This is a genomic window from Cellulosilyticum sp. ST5 (assembly GCF_046529625.1).
Classification (GTDB): Bacteria; Bacillota; Clostridia; order Lachnospirales; family Cellulosilyticaceae; genus Cellulosilyticum; species Cellulosilyticum lentocellum.
Map to the genome: position 1 here is coordinate 143,257 of NZ_CP132338.1, position 16,600 is coordinate 159,856.

The 16,600-nt window shown below is 33.6% G+C and carries 17 protein-coding genes; 13 read left to right on the forward strand and 4 right to left on the reverse strand.

All coding sequences use genetic code 11. The features are described 5' to 3' along the window. Window positions 1-27 precede the first annotated feature (27 nt). Complete coding sequence (locus QTL86_RS00690; protein ID WP_013658209.1) at window positions 28-204, reverse strand: hypothetical protein; 177 nt, start codon at window positions 202-204, stop codon at window positions 28-30. 223 nt (window positions 205-427) lie between these two features. On the opposite strand from QTL86_RS00690, the gene QTL86_RS00695 reads away from it, so the two are divergent. From QTL86_RS00695 to QTL86_RS00715, 5 genes are all read left to right on the forward strand, one after another. Then, complete coding sequence (locus QTL86_RS00695; RefSeq protein WP_410496199.1) at window positions 428-1,108, forward strand: YoaK family protein; 681 nt, start codon at window positions 428-430, stop codon at window positions 1,106-1,108. A 98-nt stretch (window positions 1,109-1,206) separates the two neighbouring features. After that, complete coding sequence (locus tag QTL86_RS00700; protein WP_410496200.1) at window positions 1,207-1,857, forward strand: class I SAM-dependent methyltransferase; 651 nt, start codon at window positions 1,207-1,209, stop codon at window positions 1,855-1,857. Between the two features lie 346 nt (window positions 1,858-2,203). Beyond that, window positions 2,204-3,058 (forward strand): YcxB family protein, encoded by an 855-nt coding sequence (locus QTL86_RS00705; RefSeq protein WP_410496201.1) that lies wholly within the window; start codon window positions 2,204-2,206, stop codon window positions 3,056-3,058. 37 nt (window positions 3,059-3,095) lie between these two features. Further along, entirely contained in the window at window positions 3,096-3,590 is a 495-nt protein-coding gene (locus QTL86_RS00710; protein WP_410496202.1) for a hypothetical protein, read from the forward strand. Window positions 3,591-3,809: 219 nt separating this feature from the next. After that, window positions 3,810-4,577, forward strand: a complete 768-nt coding sequence (locus QTL86_RS00715; protein WP_410496203.1) for a prolipoprotein diacylglyceryl transferase — start codon at window positions 3,810-3,812, stop codon at window positions 4,575-4,577. A 127-nt stretch (window positions 4,578-4,704) separates the two neighbouring features. On the opposite strand, the gene QTL86_RS00720 is transcribed toward QTL86_RS00715, so the two are convergent. Further along, window positions 4,705-4,893 carry an ammonium transporter gene (locus QTL86_RS00720; RefSeq protein ID WP_127067526.1) on the reverse strand — a complete coding sequence of 63 codons (189 nt, stop codon included), beginning with the start codon at window positions 4,891-4,893 and terminating at the stop codon, window positions 4,705-4,707. 85 nt (window positions 4,894-4,978) lie between these two features. On the opposite strand from QTL86_RS00720, the gene QTL86_RS00725 reads away from it, so the two are divergent. The 8 genes from QTL86_RS00725 (at window position 4,979) to QTL86_RS00760 (ending at window position 14,666) form a co-directional block, all read left to right on the forward strand. Beyond that, the gene (locus QTL86_RS00725; protein WP_410496204.1) at window positions 4,979-7,372 is read left to right on the forward strand and encodes a GH36-type glycosyl hydrolase domain-containing protein; all 2,394 of its coding nucleotides are present in this window, start codon (window positions 4,979-4,981) and stop codon (window positions 7,370-7,372) included. A 159-nt stretch (window positions 7,373-7,531) separates the two neighbouring features. Next, window positions 7,532-8,392, forward strand: a complete 861-nt coding sequence (locus tag QTL86_RS00730; protein ID WP_410496205.1) for an EamA family transporter — start codon at window positions 7,532-7,534, stop codon at window positions 8,390-8,392. An 85-nt stretch (window positions 8,393-8,477) separates the two neighbouring features. After that, window positions 8,478-9,302, forward strand: coding sequence for an NAD(+) diphosphatase (gene nudC / locus QTL86_RS00735; RefSeq protein ID WP_127067523.1), 825 nt, complete (start codon window positions 8,478-8,480; stop codon window positions 9,300-9,302). Window positions 9,303-9,551: 249 nt separating this feature from the next. Then, window positions 9,552-10,868: an IS4 family transposase gene (locus QTL86_RS00740; RefSeq protein ID WP_127065015.1), complete on the forward strand. Its 1,317-nt coding sequence runs from the start codon at window positions 9,552-9,554 to the stop codon at window positions 10,866-10,868. 350 nt (window positions 10,869-11,218) lie between these two features. Then, entirely contained in the window at window positions 11,219-12,478 is a 1,260-nt protein-coding gene (locus QTL86_RS00745) for a ComEC/Rec2 family competence protein (protein WP_410496206.1), read from the forward strand. 235 nt (window positions 12,479-12,713) lie between these two features. Further along, entirely contained in the window at window positions 12,714-13,172 is a 459-nt protein-coding gene (locus tag QTL86_RS00750; RefSeq protein ID WP_127067521.1) for a GNAT family N-acetyltransferase, read from the forward strand. A 48-nt stretch (window positions 13,173-13,220) separates the two neighbouring features. After that, window positions 13,221-13,721, forward strand: coding sequence for a GNAT family N-acetyltransferase (locus QTL86_RS00755; RefSeq protein ID WP_127067520.1), 501 nt, complete (start codon window positions 13,221-13,223; stop codon window positions 13,719-13,721). 117 nt (window positions 13,722-13,838) lie between these two features. Then, window positions 13,839-14,666 (forward strand): hypothetical protein, encoded by an 828-nt coding sequence (locus QTL86_RS00760; protein WP_410496207.1) that lies wholly within the window; start codon window positions 13,839-13,841, stop codon window positions 14,664-14,666. A gap of 159 nt (window positions 14,667-14,825) precedes the next feature. On the opposite strand, the gene QTL86_RS00765 is transcribed toward QTL86_RS00760, so the two are convergent. After that, a complete protein-coding gene (locus tag QTL86_RS00765; RefSeq protein ID WP_410496208.1) occupies window positions 14,826-15,119 on the reverse strand; it encodes a hypothetical protein in 294 nt (97 codons plus the stop codon). Window positions 15,120-15,375: 256 nt separating this feature from the next. Then, a complete protein-coding gene (locus QTL86_RS00770; RefSeq protein WP_410496209.1) occupies window positions 15,376-16,566 on the reverse strand; it encodes a coenzyme F420-0:L-glutamate ligase in 1,191 nt (396 codons plus the stop codon). Between the last annotated feature and the right edge of the window lie 34 nt (window positions 16,567-16,600).

The following is a 16,600-nucleotide window of genomic DNA, read 5'->3' on the forward strand; positions in this document are numbered from 1 at the left end:
ATGAGTTGTATAGCTCTTTTACGTCTACTATTTTGGTACAGAGTAGAAACATCTTTTTGGAGAGATAATACGTTCTTCAGCTTTAAGTTCTTTGATTGCTTTATCAAGGTCTTTTTTCTCAGCACCAAGAGCAGCTGCTATATCGCCAGGTCTCATAGCCTCTGAATTAGAAAGTAATTCAACAACTTTATCTTTTAATTCCATAGTCAATCACCTTTCTTTTATTACTAAAATGATATTAATAGCAATACTATAGCATAAGTTTAAATACTTATCAAATGATAATTATTCTTTTAAGTTTTTTAATAGTCTATTGTCGTTAAACGAAATAATCATGTGAGGATTCCAAATGGAAAAACATGATTAGGAATAAATAACTTTCAAATAGAAAACCCTATTTTAAACAATGAAAATAGAGGAAAAAGGAATGATAATAAAAGTTTCAAAAGAAGATAAGATGTCAGAATCTCTATTAATTGGTATGCTACTTGCCTTTGTGGGAGGATATTTAGATATTTACTCTTATTTGGCAAGAGGAAAGGTATTTGCCAATACACAAACAGGCAATTTAGTTTTACTAGGCTATAACATTGCACAAGGAGATATGAAAAAGGTTATTTATTACTTGCTCTCTATCTCAGCTTTTATAGTGGGGGTTTGGCTTGCTAAAATAATAGAGCACAAAGTTAAGGGTGGAAAGTACTTTTATTGGCTTCACATGATATTAGTCATTGAAATAAGTACTTTATTTATGGTGATGCTTATTCCAGAAGGAGCCTTTAATGTACTAGCTAATATGATGCTATCCTTTGTTTGTGCTATGCAGGTACAAAGCTTTCGTAAGGTAAATGGTAAAGCTTACTCCACCGTTATGTTTACAGGTAATCTAAAGAATCTAGCAGAGCAGGCCTCTCATTACTATATAACCAAAGAAACCGAAGCGCTAGAAACTAGTCTTATTTATTTAAGCATTATAGTGATGTTTGTTATGGGAGGATGGTTGGGGGCACTGACAACTATAGAATATCATGTAAAAGCAGTTGGTCTTATTAATATTGTTTTAGCCATTGTTTTAATTCTCTTATACCAAGAAAAAAGGAAAATATAGCTCCTTATTTTACTTCATAAATAATAATAAGGTAGTCTTAAGAATAAGGTGGGTATAAGATGAGAGTATAAGTGTTAGGAGATTGAGGGTGAAATGAAGTGAGTTATGAAACGATGAGTGACTTTTTTACAGCCAGAGTAGAAGGATATGACGCACATATGCTAAAAAATGTTGGGGGATGTAAGGAAGGGTATAAAAAATTGGCAACCTTCATTCCTAGGAATACTGTCAAGCTTTTAGACTTAGGTTGCGGAACAGGTCTTGAGTTAGATGAGATTTTTAAAGTTTTACCTGGTGTAGAGGTGACAGGAATAGACTTAACAAAAGCTATGTTAGACAAGCTTAAGGAAAAACACCCTGATAAAGCATTGAAACTTATTCATGGCAGTTATTTTGAGTGTGATTTAGGAATAGAACAATATGATATAGCCATTTCTTTTCAGACCATGCACCACTTTTCTCATGAAGATAAAGTTCAGCTTTACACAAAAATTTATAAAAGTCTTAAGATGGGCGGGCAATATATTGAATGTGATTATATGGTGGAATTACAGGAAGAAGAGGATTACTGGTATAGTGCAAATGCTAAAGTAAGAGAAGAATTACATATTCCAGCAGGAGCATTTTATCATTATGATACGCCTTGTACTGTATCTAATCAAAAGAAACTCTTTCAATTGGCAGGATTCAGTCAGGTTAAAGATGTATGGCGAAAAGAAAATACGACTATTGTAATAGGTAAAAAGTAAAAATAGAAAATGTCCAAGATGTACTTAAATCAAGTAGCACTTGGGCATTTTTCTTTTAGTTTAAATATAAAGTAAGATAAGTATTTATTAATTTATACTAAAATCAATCGAGGTGACAAATTGAGACAAAAAATATGAAAAGTTAAGTGTAAAATAAATAAGAGAGAGTAAGAAGATTTCGGAAGGTGGAAGTACAATGATACCAGAGCCGGTTTGTAGTAAAAAACAATATATACTCCATGAGATGGTGAATAAATATATATTAATCACTATTATAATATGTACATTAATTTTTTTGTTAGCTTCCTTTGGTTTTACTTGTATTATTTTGACATATGTGCAGTTTATGATAAGAGAATATATTTTAGCATTACCTCTAGGTATTACAATTGTTCTTGACCTTTTTTTAGTAAGCGTCTTTATAAATGCAAAAAAGCAAGCTTATGAGTATAATTTATTAAGTAATAAGCAGATTCAAATAACTATGGATTATTATAAAGAGTACACTATGGATGGTGAAAAGAAGATTCCATGGGAAGAATTCTTTAGTATCACAGAAAAAAATGAGCTTTATATACTAGTACTAGCAGAGGAACATCCTAGAATATGGGATAAAAGAAAATTGATTAAGGAACAAATAGAAATTTTGGAAATAGCTATTAAGAAAAATAAAACGAGAAGAAAAAGAAGTAAGGAGGAAATTAAGAACCAATTACAAGAGGAGGCTAAGGAAGATGACATACATGATATATCGTATGGATTCAAAACAAAATATATAACCATATTCTCTGCTGTTTATGGTGGAATATTACCTAATGTAGTGTTTACTCTACCCTTTATAGTAGGTATAGTAGCTACGATTGGTGGCGAATGGAATATTGCCTTATGGTGTGCATTAGGTGTAGTACCACAACTTATAACAGTTTTTGTATCAAGTTATTGGAACAGTGGATTTAAAGAAACTATAGTATTTTTGATTATTAATGAGGAATGCATATGGATTAGTGACCAGTTAGGAAAGTATAAGTTTGAATGGAAAGAAATTAAAGGTATTATGGAGAGCAAACATTTATTTTATGTGGTTATAGATAGTATTAGTAGGATACCTATCTATAAATATGTGCTTAAAGAAAATGAATATGCTTTATTAAAAGAAAAGACAAAACCTAGGAACTATTTTAAATGCTATTTTGGAAGGTAATCATAAATATTATAAATTCATTAAGAAAGGAGACAATATGGAACATGAAGAAAGAATACTAATTAATAGAATTTCTAAACAGTGTTATGTAAATGAAAGAGTAAAAATTGCATGTAAAAGTAAAGGATGTGTTGATTTAATTTATGTGTTATTAGTGTTTGTAATTTCAGTTAGTACATCTAGTGAAGCTCGAAGATTTTTATTAAATGATTTAGGAGTAGGTGTATTATTGTGTCTAGGTGTATTTTTAGTAATTGGATTTTTACTAATTGAGCGAAATAAGGCTAGTAGATATTATAATTTACATATGGGAAAACAAGGAGAGGAACAATTTGTTTTATTACCTAAAGGTTTAAGAAGACATGATGAAGAAAATATAATTAGTTGGGTAAGTTTATCTAAAGTGAAGAAAAAAGAGGGTATCATTAGTTTCCATAAAACATGGGAGGAGTTTTTTATTTGGAATGAAGAGTGCATATCAGCTGAAATAAAAGAGTATTTAGAAACCAAATTAAGAGGAATGAAGGAATAGTTAAGTAAAATGACATCTAAGAAAAATATAGGTATAGGCTAATCTAAGGATTAACGTCTATGCCTATATTTATTAAAAGAGAGAAATAGAATTTTAAGCAAGACTCTTAAGGTGCAAAGAAAAAGCTTTTCTGTTATAATGAATTCACAACATTAAATGAGTATACATGAACTTGAAGGCATAAATATACTAGTTTAGTATCAAGGAGGAACAAAAGAAATGCATAATGATATTTTTTCAATAGGTAGCATTACTATTCATGGTTATGGGCTCATGATAGCAATAGGTTTTATGGTTGCATTATTAGTAGGTACATACAGGGCGAAAAAGAAGGGTTTAGATCCAGAGGTAGTCAGTAGCATTGCTATGTTAGCCATTGTATGTGGTTTTTTAGGAGCCAAATTATTATATGTCATAGTTGAATTTGATGATTTTCTTAAAAGTCCAATGGATGTTATTGGTTCAGAAGGCTTTGTTGTTTATGGTGGTATTATTGCAGGGGCGTTATCAGCCATTATTTATTGTCGTATAAAAAAAATCAGTTTTATGAGCTATTTTGATTTGATGATGCCATCTGTAGCGATTGCACAAGGTTTTGGAAGAATAGGATGCTTCTTAGCAGGCTGTTGCTATGGCATGGAAACGCAATCGATGCTAGGTGTGATATTCCCAGAAGGCAGTTTAGCACCAGCAGGTATAAAATTATTACCAACCCAATTATTTTCTTCAGCTGGGGACTTCCTTATTGCAGGCATTTTGATTTGGTTTTCAAGAAAATCAAAGTGTAAGGGAGATACAGGAGCACTTTACTTACTTCTTTACGGGATTGGTAGATTTGCTATAGAATTTTTAAGAAATGATGAAAGAGGCATTGTGGGGATGCTTTCTACTTCTCAATTTATTTCTATCTTCTTTGTGATAGGAGCGCTGATTTTATTTTTAATCAATCATCGAAATAATAAAATGAATACAACGCTAGATGCTTAAAAGTAAGATAAGTAGATGGATTTTATTTAGATAAAATAGAAATAATAAGCCACAGTATTTCTTTCATGTAAAGAGAAACTGTGGCTTATTATTTTAATATCATTTATTTAGAAGGATATGAAATGTCCTAGTGGATGGTATAAGCTGATATACCATGTTCCATGGCATCAAGGCCTTTAAACTCTTCATCCGTATCTACACGAAGCCCAATAGTTTCAGAAAACAAAAAAATACTTGTAGAAAAAGATACAGTTGGATTATTTGTTAGTTTACCCTTGATAGGAAAGAAAAGTGATAATAAAATAAAACAAATCAAGTAGTTTATTTTACTTAAAAATTAAGGTAATCAGATAGTATTTTAACTAGAAAAATTAAAAATTTATTATTGATGGAGGTTCATTATGAATTACGGTTTTTTTGATGAAAAAAACAGAGAATATGTTATTACTAATCCTAATACACCAGCACCATGGGCTAACTATTTAGGTTCTCCTGAATATGGTGCTATTATTTCTCACAATGCAGGGGGCTATAGCTTTGTAAAAAGCGGGGCTAATGGTCGTATTTTACGTTATGTGTTTAACCAAGAAGATAAACCAGGCCGTTATATTTATTTAAGAGATGATGAAACAAGTGATTATTGGTCAGCGTCTTGGCAACCTGTAGGTAAGAGTCTTGAGACCTATAAAAGTGAATGTCACCATGGAACAGCTTATACTAATATTAAAGCGGATTACTCAGGAATTCATTCAGAAGCCTTATACTATGTGCCACTTAACAAGACTTATGAAGTATGGCGCTTAAAAGTAACCAATACTAGCGACAGGCCTAGAAATCTTTCAGTATTTGGTTATGCAGAATTCACTAACGAAAACAACTATGAAAATGACCAGGTTAACCTACAATATACATTATTCATTACACGTACATACTTTAAGGACAATAAAATTCTTCAAACGATTAATGAAAACTGTCACAAAGGCTGCAATGGTAGCAATCGTAAAGAACGTTTCTTAGGTTTAGTTGGCTCAGAAGTAGCTTCTTACAATGGTGATAAAGCCAGCTTTTTAGGACGTTACCGCAGCTATGGAAATCCTATTGCAGTAGAAAAAGGAGCTTGTGATAATGTTCTTAACTACAATAGCAATGGTTGTGGTGCACTTCAAACTAAGATTACTTTAGCACCAGGAGAAACCAAAGAAATGGCCTTTGTACTTGGTCAGTATAATGATGAAGAATCAGCAGCTATTTTAGCAAGTTATGAAAATTTAAGTAAAGTAGACCAAGAGCTTGAAGAACTTAAAGCTTACTGGCATGGTAAACTTAGCAACCTTTATGTGCAAACACCAAGCAGTGAATTTAATAATATGATTAATACATGGAATGCTTATCAATGCTTTATTACCTTTATCTGGTCAAGAGCAGCATCTTTTATCTACTGTGGCCTAAGAAATGGTTATGGTTACCGTGATACCGTTCAAGATATTCAAGGAATCATTCATCTTGATCCAGAAATGGCTAAAGAAAAAATTATCTTTATGCTTTCAGCTCAAGTAGATAATGGTGGAGGCTTACCACTAGTTAAATTTGATCATAATGCAGGACATGAAGATACACCAGATGACCCTTCTTATGCTCAAGCAACAGGTCATCCTGCATACCGCGCTGATGATGCACTTTGGTTATTCCCAACCATTTTAAAATACATTGGTGAATCAGGAGATAAAGATTTTATTAACGAAGTGATTCCTTATGCTAATAAAGACGAAGGAACAGTTTATGATCACTTAAAGAGAGCGATTAACTTTTCAATGGAACGTCTTGGAGCACATCATATGCCAGCTGGTTTGCATGCCGATTGGAATGACTGCTTAAGACTGGGTAAGAAAGGAGAATCTTCTTTCGTAGCTCTTCAACTTTACTATGCCATGAGTGTACTTCGTGACTTTGCATCAGACTTAAATGACACAGACTATATTGCTTACTTAGATGAAGTTCAAAAAGTATTAGGTGATACAATCCAAGAAAATTGTTGGGAGGATGACCGCTTTATCCGTGGATTTAAAGAAGATGGAGAAGTGATTGGCTCTAAGAAAGATCCAGAAGCAAGCATGTGGCTAAATCCTCAATCTTGGTCAGTTATCAGTGGTCTAGCAACAAAAGAACAAGCAGAGAAAGCTTTAGAATCAGTTTATAGGGAACTTAATACTAAGTATGGTGCACGTGTTATGGCACCATCTTATAAAGATCATGCCTTTGACGGTGCCCTTGCCTTACTTTTCAATGGTTCAACTAAAGAAAATGGTGGTATTTTCTCACAACCTCAAGGATGGATTATCCTAGCTGAAGCTTTAATGGGGCATGGCAATCGTGCTTTTGAGTACTTTATGGAAAGCTCACCAGCAGCTCAAAATGACAATGCAGATGTACGTATATTAGAACCATACGTACATGGTCAATTCACAGAAAGTGTTGAAAGTCCATTTGAAGGACGTTCACATGTACACTGGTTAACAGGTACAGCTTCTACTGTGATGGTAGGCTGTGTAGAAGGTATTCTAGGCCTTCGTCCTGACCTTGACGGTATTAAATTAGAACCAGCTATTCCAAGCGATTGGAAGACATTCACTATGGATAAAGTATTCCGTGGTAAGAAGTTACACATTACAGTTAATAATCCAAGTGGAGCTGAAGGTGGCTATAAAGCTTGTTACTTAAATGGAGATAAATTAGATAGCAATTATATTTTTGCAGCAGCGCTGAAAGATGAAAATGAAATTATTTTAGAGATGTAATAGAATGAAATACCACTCAAGTTATAAGCATGGATGACTTGGGTGGTATTTTTTGTTGAAAAGGTAATAGAGTATCTCATTTGGATACAAGCAGCTATTGACTAAAGTTGTATACTAATAACGTAAGTTAGAAGTATGATTTGAAGGGAGGAAGAGCAAATGTGGATGATTTTTGCATTTGGTTCAGCCTTGTTTGCAGGGCTTACAGCTATTTTAGCTAAGTGTGGTATTAAGCATACAGATTCTAATGTAGCTACAGCCCTTAGAACAATAGTTGTTTTATTCTTTTCTTGGATGATGGTTTTTATAGCAGGAAAGCAAGGAGAATTAAGTGCCATTGAAAGTAAAACCTTGATTTTTTTAGTATTATCAGGAGTGGCAACAGGAGCCTCATGGCTTTGTTATTTTAAGGCCTTACAGGTAGGAGATGTTAATAAAGTAACGCCTATTGATAAGTCTAGTACCATATTAACCATGTTATTAGCTTTCATTTTATTAGGAGAGCCAATAACATTCATCAAGTTAGTAGCCATGTTTTTAATTGGTGGTGGGACGTATTTGATGATTCAAAAGCAGGAAGGGGTTACAAAGGAGTCAAAAGGGAAATCTTGGCTTGCCTTTGCCATTAGTTCGGCTATTTTTGCCAGTTTGACCTCTATCTTGGGTAAAGTAGGTATTGAAGGTATAGATTCTACACTAGGAACAGCTATACGTACCATTGTCGTTTTAGTGATGGCATGGCTTGTGGTATTTATTACAGGAAAGCAACATACCATTAGAAAAATTGATAAGCAAAGTTGGCTATTTATTATTTTATCAGGTTTTGCAACAGGAGCTTCGTGGCTTTGCTATTATAGAGCGCTCCAAACGGGTCCAGCCAGTGTTGTAGTACCTGTTGATAAACTGAGTATTTTAGTAACCATTGGCTTTTCTTATGTTGTATTTCGTGAAAGGCTTCATAAGAAATCAGCATTGGGACTTTTCTTTATTGTAATAGGAACCTTAGCTTTATTATTATAAGTAGGTAAAAGAAAGTAGCTAGTAAACAACTGGGGGACAAAAGCAATAATAGACTAAAAGACTAACAAAGAAATGGGGCGATGAGATGATACAAGATTTAAGATCACATCACTTTCAAAATGAATATAGTTATAATGCACCGGTTCAAGGAGATATAACTTTTATATTTGCAGGAAGAGATGTACTTGTAAAAAAGCATGAAGGAGAAATAACTTTCCCAAAATATGAGGATTTAGCACATAAGGAAGTTAAATTCATTTACTTATTTACCATAGATGATGCGCAGTATTATTTAGCAGATATAAAAGGGCAACAAATCATAGAGGGCTATAGCTTTGAAAACATTAATTTATTACGAACGCTTAAGCCACAACATGTAGCCTTTGCAGCTGTCACAGCATATCATTTATTTAATTGGTATAGAACGAATCAATTTTGTGGTTGCTGTGGTAAACCTATGGTACATAGTGGAATGGAAAGAGCCCTATGCTGTAATGCCTGTGGCAATGTGGTTTATCCTAGAATTTCGCCAGCAGTTATTGTAGGTGTAACCGATGGCAATAAACTGCTTATGACTAAATATGCAGGGAGAGATTATAAAAAGTATGCCTTAGTAGCTGGTTTTTGTGAAATTGGTGAAGCGGCAGAAAAAACCATAGAGCGAGAAGTTATGGAGGAAGTAGGGCTTAAAGTAAAAAATATTCGCTACTATAAAAGTCAACCATGGGGGTTTGCAGGTGATTTGCTTTTAGGCTATTTTGCAGAAGTAGATGGTAGTAACGAGATTAAGCTAGACGAAGATGAATTATCAGAGGGTGTTTGGATGGAAAGGGAAGCTATTTCGCCAGAAGGTGATGGTATCACTCTTACTTCAGAAATGATTTTACACTTTAAGAATCACATGAAATAGTCAAGAACTACAGATTCTTATTTAATAGAAAACAATATACCAAAGAGAAGTGGCTTTTAAAGGCAATGTCATTAAGTTAAGATGACGAAAAAAGATCTCTATACCAATCAAATGGTATAGAGATCTTTTTTTGAAAAAGTAGTTGACAAGACAAAGAAAATGTGTGGCCGCTCTCACTACTGATTGAATAAAGAGGTAGTGAGAGCGGCCCTTGTAATTAAAGGAAACTTAGTTACAAGGAGGACACATATGAAACCCAAACAAATTAAAAAGCTTTTAGTAGATGAAATCCAAAAGTTAGCTGACAATCCGCAAGATTATTGTACCAATCCAGGTAGTGATTTTTTACGCAAAAGAAAATTGCCCATGAATAAAATTTTAGCTGGAATTATTGGAATGGGAAGTGGGAGCCTTACAAACGAATTATTAGATCTATTTGGTGCATCTGCAGATACACCCACTTCTTCTGCGTTTGTTCAGCAGAGGAAAAAGATAAAGCCCGAAGCGTTTAAGAAGATATTTGACGGCTTTTCAAGTAAACTTATAGATAACTTTAATGAAGATATGCCCATACTTGCTGTTGATGGGTCTGATGTACAGATTCCTACCAATCCTGATGATTTAAATTCATTTCATTCTGGAAAAGATGGAAGAAAATCATATAATCTTCTGCATATAAATGCGTTGTATAATATAAATTATTCTATTTATCATGATGTGATAATACAAAAATCTAAAGAAAAGAATGAACATAACGCTCTACAAGAAATGGTTGATCGTTCTGAAATTCCTAAAGCACTCGTGATAGCTGATAGAGGTTATGAATCTTTCAACAGCATGGCTCACATTCAAGAAAAAGGATGGTTCTTTCTTATTCGTGTCAAAGATGGAATTAATGGTATAAAGAATGGATTGGATTTACCCAAAACAGACTGTTTTGATATTGATATTTCTTTAAAACTTACAAGAAAGAAAACGAATGCAGTCAAAGAACTTTTCAAAGACAAAAATCATTATCGAAGTGTTTCTTCAGCCCAACCGTTTGATTATTTACCACTTAAAAACAAGAAATCTGAACCTGCTAAATTCTATGAATTACACTTCCGAATAGTGAGATTTCCTATTTCAGAAACTTCCTATGAAACAATAGTTACAAATCTAAATAGTGAAAAGTATCCTCCTGATGAGGTAAAAAAACTGTATGCTTCTCGTTGGGGGATTGAAACATCTTTTCGAGATTTGAAATATACGATTGGAATGTTAGATTTTCATTCAAAAAAGGTGATGTGTATCCAACAAGAAATCTATGCACATATGATAATGTATAACTTTGCAGAAATGATTACCTCCCACGTAGTCATTGAAAAAAAGCAAAGAAAGCATACATATAAAGCAAATTTCTCAGTTGCAGTGCATATGTGTAGGTTATTCTATCATGGAAAAGCAACATCACCTGATGTAGAAGCCATAATTGCAAAAAATCTCATTCCTATAAGACCTGATAGGCATAGGGAACGAAACTTAATTGTTAAGATTTTTCATGGCTTCCTTTATAGAGTAGCATAAATCTTTGTAAAAGAATATAAATTTTGAGGCAGATGCAAATCTGTCTATTTGTGGTACCTGGAAATAGAAAAAGAAGCTGAAGAAATAAATCTTCAACTTCTTTTCCTAGGGATGCGTTTCTATCACAATGTTAACTTAATGACATTGCTTTTAAAGGAAAGCCACTTTTTTAGTGAGCAAAATATTTCCATGTCTAATTCTGATTAAGTAGTGAAGTAGTTCCATTGATTGACCTACAAGGGACTCAAGTGAATGAACCTCTTTACACCCAAGAAAAGTTAAAAAGGAGCAAATTGATAAAACGAGTAAAATGATGTAAAATAGGTGAATATGTAGAATGAGGAGGAAATATGAAGAAGGTAAAATTATATCATAACTTTATTAAGCGTAATGCTTTTTATCTCTTATTAAGCTTATCTCTTATAGGAATGACAGGTTGTAATACTAATCCGTCACAAAATCCATCAGTAGAAGTGGCAGGAGAGGTGGAACAAACCCCTACTCCACAAGAAGAAATGCAGGATGGTACTGTAGCAACTGAGGCGCCTCAGGAGCAGATGCCACAGGAAAAAGTAACCGAAGCTGAGATTCATTTTATAGATACAGGGAATTCAGATGCTATTTTAATTATGGCAGAAAATCAGGCGATGCTTATTGATGGTGGGGACAATGATGATGAGCAGCTTGTTGTTAGCTATCTAAAAGATCAGGGCGTTACTGAACTAGAGTATGTCATAGCTACACACCCTCATGCAGATCATATTGGCGGCTTAGATGCAGTCATTGAGTCTTATAAAGTGAAGCAACTATTAGTAGCTAATGGTGATGCTGAGACCAAGACTTATCGAGACTTTATTAATGCAGCCATGGATAAAGGATTAAGTCCTAGTGTACCTTTAGAAGACAGTAAGTTTCCATTAGGTAATTCTTACTTTACAGTCATGAATACCAATGGCGGGGATGATACAAATAATCAATCCTTAGTCATTGAATATGTCAATGGCGAAGATAAAATGTTATTTATGGGTGATGCAGAGAAAGAAGTAGAAGAAGAGCTTTTACCAAAGCTTTCAAAGGTAGATTTATTAAAAGTAGGTCATCATGGTTCAAGTAGTAGTACAACGGAGGAGTTCTTAAAAAAAGTAAATCCAACTTATAGCGTCATCTTATGTAGTGCAGGTAATAAATATGGTCATCCACATAGAGAAACGATGATAAACTTACAAGGTACAGAGGTACATAGAAGCGATGAATGCGGTACCATTGTTTTTAAATCAACAGGAAAAGGCTTAGTAACCGATTGTAAAATAGGAAGCTACACATCAGGAAGTGATACTAAAGCAAGTACTTCACAAAGTGATACCTCAAACAATACCTCAAGTAATACTACTTCAAGTAATACTACCTCAGAAAATGATAATTCAGATAGTACTACTGCTTCAAATAATATAAATCAAAGTACAGGAAATACAGAGGTTGTTTATTGGACACCAAAAGGAAAAAGTTATCATACAACGAAAGATTGTTCTGCATTAGTTAATAGCAAAACTATCTTAAGTGGAACCATAAGTGAAAGCGGTAAATATGATCCTTGCGATAGGTGTCATTAATAGAATAAAAAGATAATGTATAAAACTGATTTAGGAAGCTATGATGATTCTTAAGTCAGTTTTTTATTTGTTGCCACTCTGTTGTTCCAAATATTCAGCCTAATATTTACTTATTGTGTCAGCTATATTAAGATTAGCTTAAGTGAATGTTAGTTTTGGGATATTTAAATTAAAAGACTTAAGATATATTGGAAATATGGTCATAGAGATAAAGTAATTTAAAAGAGGTGGTCATATGAATAATAGTATTTGTAGAAGCGCATTAGATAGTGAATATAAGATATTAGATCAATTAGCATATGGATCAGAGGCATATTGGCAATATAATCAATCTTACATGGATATATTTAAAGAAAAATACAATATAACAGCAGAGTCGATTAAGCAATATGAAGTACGAGTATTAGAGGTGGAAGGTGAAATTACAGGCTTTTGGGGAGCTAAACGATATAGAGAAAAACTTGAGTTAGAGTATTTTTATATAGAAGTAGGGCATATCGGTAAAGGCAATGGTAAACTTCTGTGGAAGGATTTATTAAGTTGGTGTAAGGCACAAGGCATTTTAGAAATGGAGTTTGTAACAAGTGAGCAAGTGATACCTTTCTATGAAAAACAAGGAGCAAAAGTTATAGGAAGGGTAAGCTCGGAGATAGATGGAAGAGCTATTCCTTTATTAAGATACAAGCTAGAATAGAGAGTGTGATTGATAAGTAGATTACATATAAAAGAGGGGGATAATAAGATGTTAAGACTAAGACCATTTAAAATGAGAGATGCAGCTTATTTAGTGAACTGGCTAAAAGATGAAAGAAGTTTCAAAATGTGGAGTGCAGATAAGTTCGACTATCCTTTGTCAGTAGAGCAACTAAAAAATTATAAAGAGATGTATGAAGAGGATGAATTCGGCTGGATTTTTGTAGCTTTAGATGATAAGGGAATACCAGTAGGACACTTTTTGATGAGGATGGCAGACTATGAGAAAAATAGTGTACATCTTGGCTTTATTATAGTGGATCCTAATATAAGAGGAAAAGGCTATGGCGTAGAGATGGTAAGCTTAGGGGTGAAATATGCTTTTGAAATACTCAAAGTAAAGAGAGTGACTTTAGGCGTATTTGATGTAAATCCAGTGGCAGAGGCCTGCTACAAAAAAGTTGGATTTGTTACAGAAACTTATCACAAAGATATTTTTACTTATGGTGATGAAAAGTGGGGAATATTTAATATGGCTATTTGTCGATGATTTAATTTGGTTATTTGAGCGTCATTGAGAGAGGTGGATTATCATCATAAATGCCCGGACAAATTTTGATTGAGTTACAATAAGCAACAACAATCTATTACAAAAGGGGATGAGGTAATGAAGAAGGTACGAAGGGGAGCACTTATTTTGGGCATCATTTTGTTAAGTGTTATACTAGCTATTATAGGTCATGCAATTTTACCAGCAGATTTGAACTCGGTAGAACTAAATAGTATATTAGTAAAGAAATTTGGTTTCCCAGTGGTGGCTTGCTTATATTTTCTTGTGCTTTATTGCCACTGTAGTATGAGTGTTTTTCGTTATGGAAAAGAAGCAAGCTTAAATAAATGGCAGATTGGTGTGCGTTTTGGTCTTGCTTTTGGACTTTTATATCAAGTAGGAATGCTGGAAATTACTCCAGATCTAACTTCTTTTACCCTAGAATTTGTAAAGCACCAATTTTTAATAGGATTAGGAGATTTCTTACCAGTACTCATACTTTGTGTATTACTAAGCTTATTATTGGAGCGGAAAGAAAATAATAAAAAATGTTTACTACCTCTAGAAAAGAAAACAGTAACAGTGATCGTGATTGCACAAGCCTTCTTTTTAGAACGTATTGTAGGTTATGAAATAGGAATAGTGGCTAGTGCATATGAAGCATGTAAGTGGCCTTGTGTTTTTTGGAATTTGGTCATGGGTATAACCTTTGGGGTTAGTTATGTTTTATTATTACCTATCTTTCAGCAGTATAAAAATAAAGCCATTCATCTAATGGGAGTAACAATAGGATTAAACTGGCTATGGTTTAATGGGTTTATAGTACTAGTAATAGAAGGGACTTTAGGTGTTATGCTTATAAGGGGACTATTAGATGTAGGAGTCTTAGTATTAGTAACCTTTTTACTAGAAAAAGGTTACTTAAGAGATGAGTTGGAGCTATAATTTTAGAAAAATAATTAGTAGCAAGTGATTGATAACATGGGATATTCTTATATTTAAAGTTGTCAGAAAAACGGGATCTTTATTAAGCTAATAGGTAGCTTCACCAATAAATAAGTCGGAGACCGGTAATAAATGGATCTCCGACTTATTTATTTTGTTTTATAGTTCAAGTGCTTCTACTAATTCAGGCTTAAGAATGCCTAGAATATTGCTACGATGAAGAGCATTTTCTGGACAATGATCAATAGCATAAGTGCCTATCAATCTTGTATTTTTCCTGGATGAAGGATAATTACCTTCAAAAGAACATTTAAAAAGCTGATAAGCAGGCTGTTGACTTCCAGGAGCTAGACAATCTGGCTTAATAACGAGTATCTTACCAGTAAAATTAATATAGTGAGTACAGGGAATACAGTCGTCCATGGTATAAAAGCTTGTTTTTACATTTTCCATTTTCATAATATCACCGTACTTATAAAGCTGCTTAATATATGTTTATGCAATAAGTTAAAAAATATTAGATGTATAATTGATAAATACCCTTTCTTAGATGATGGAGATGACTAAAAAGTATGTATTTATTCAAGAACTCTAGGTAGGACCATAATAAAGATAAGAATGTTATATAATGTTGAGACGGACATTTAGCGATAGTTAAAGTATATAATACCCCCTAGAATAATGAGATAGCATTCTAGAGGGGAATTTATTATTTTGTATAGTTATCGAAGTAACCTTGAATGAAGATGATAGGAGTACCTTTATCACCACTTCCACTAGTTAAGTCTGAAAGTGAACCGATAAGGTCTGTTAATCTTCTAGGAGTAGTACCTTGAGCTGCCATGCTGCCTACAAGATTAGCTTCTTTATTACGAATATAATCAGAAATAGCTTCTTTAAGGGCATCACCGCTTAAATTAGCGAAGTCATTATCAGCTAAGTATTTAAGCTTAACTTCATTAGGCTGACCATCAAGTCCTTTTGTATAAGCAGGAGAAACAACTGGATCTGCTAATTCCCATATCTTACCTACAGGATCTTTGAAAGCCCCATCGCCATAAACCATAACTTCTACTAGTTTACCAGTTTTTTCTTTAAGTATAGTTTGTATACGGTCTACTACACTTTGGCAGTCACGGGGGAAAAGCTTTACAGTTTCTTCTGTAGCTTTATTAGAACCAAGAAGACCATAAGCTTCGTTATAGCCACTTCCGTCCATAGATGTACATAGAATATCATCTAAGCCATAAATCGTTTCTGCTCCATTAGCTTTTAAAATACGTTTAGTACGAACTCTTGTATGGATATCACAGGTAAGCACATGCTTAGTATAATCTAAAATGGTTTTGGGTTGATTAGAGAAAATAACTTCACATTCGGCACCACAAGATTCTACTAAGCTTTTATAGTAATCTATGTAATCAACACCTGTAAATGTATGTTTGTTATAACCAAATAAGTCACGGAATTCTTTTTCTGTTAATACATCTGTCCAAGGATTGATTCCTTTTTCATCTAAAAGATCTAGGTCTACAAGGTGATTGCCTACTTCATCAGAAGGATAGCTGAGCATAAGAACAACCTTTTTAGCGCCCTTTGCAATACCACGAAGACAAATGGCAAAACGATTACGACTAAGAATAGGGAAGATGACACCAATTGTATGATCACCAAATTTGTTAGCAACATCCTTTGCAATGGCATCAACAGAAGCATAGTTTCCTTGAGCACGAGCCACAACTGCTTCTGTAACGGTTACGATATCTTGATCTTCAATACTAAAACCTTCAGCTTCAGAAGCTGCTAACACACTATTTACGACGATGTCTGCAATATTGTCACCTTCACGAATAATGGGTGCACGAAGCCCTCTAACAACAGTTCCTACCATTCTTTCCATTTCAAAATCTCTCCTTAAGTCTGTATTTTTAAAA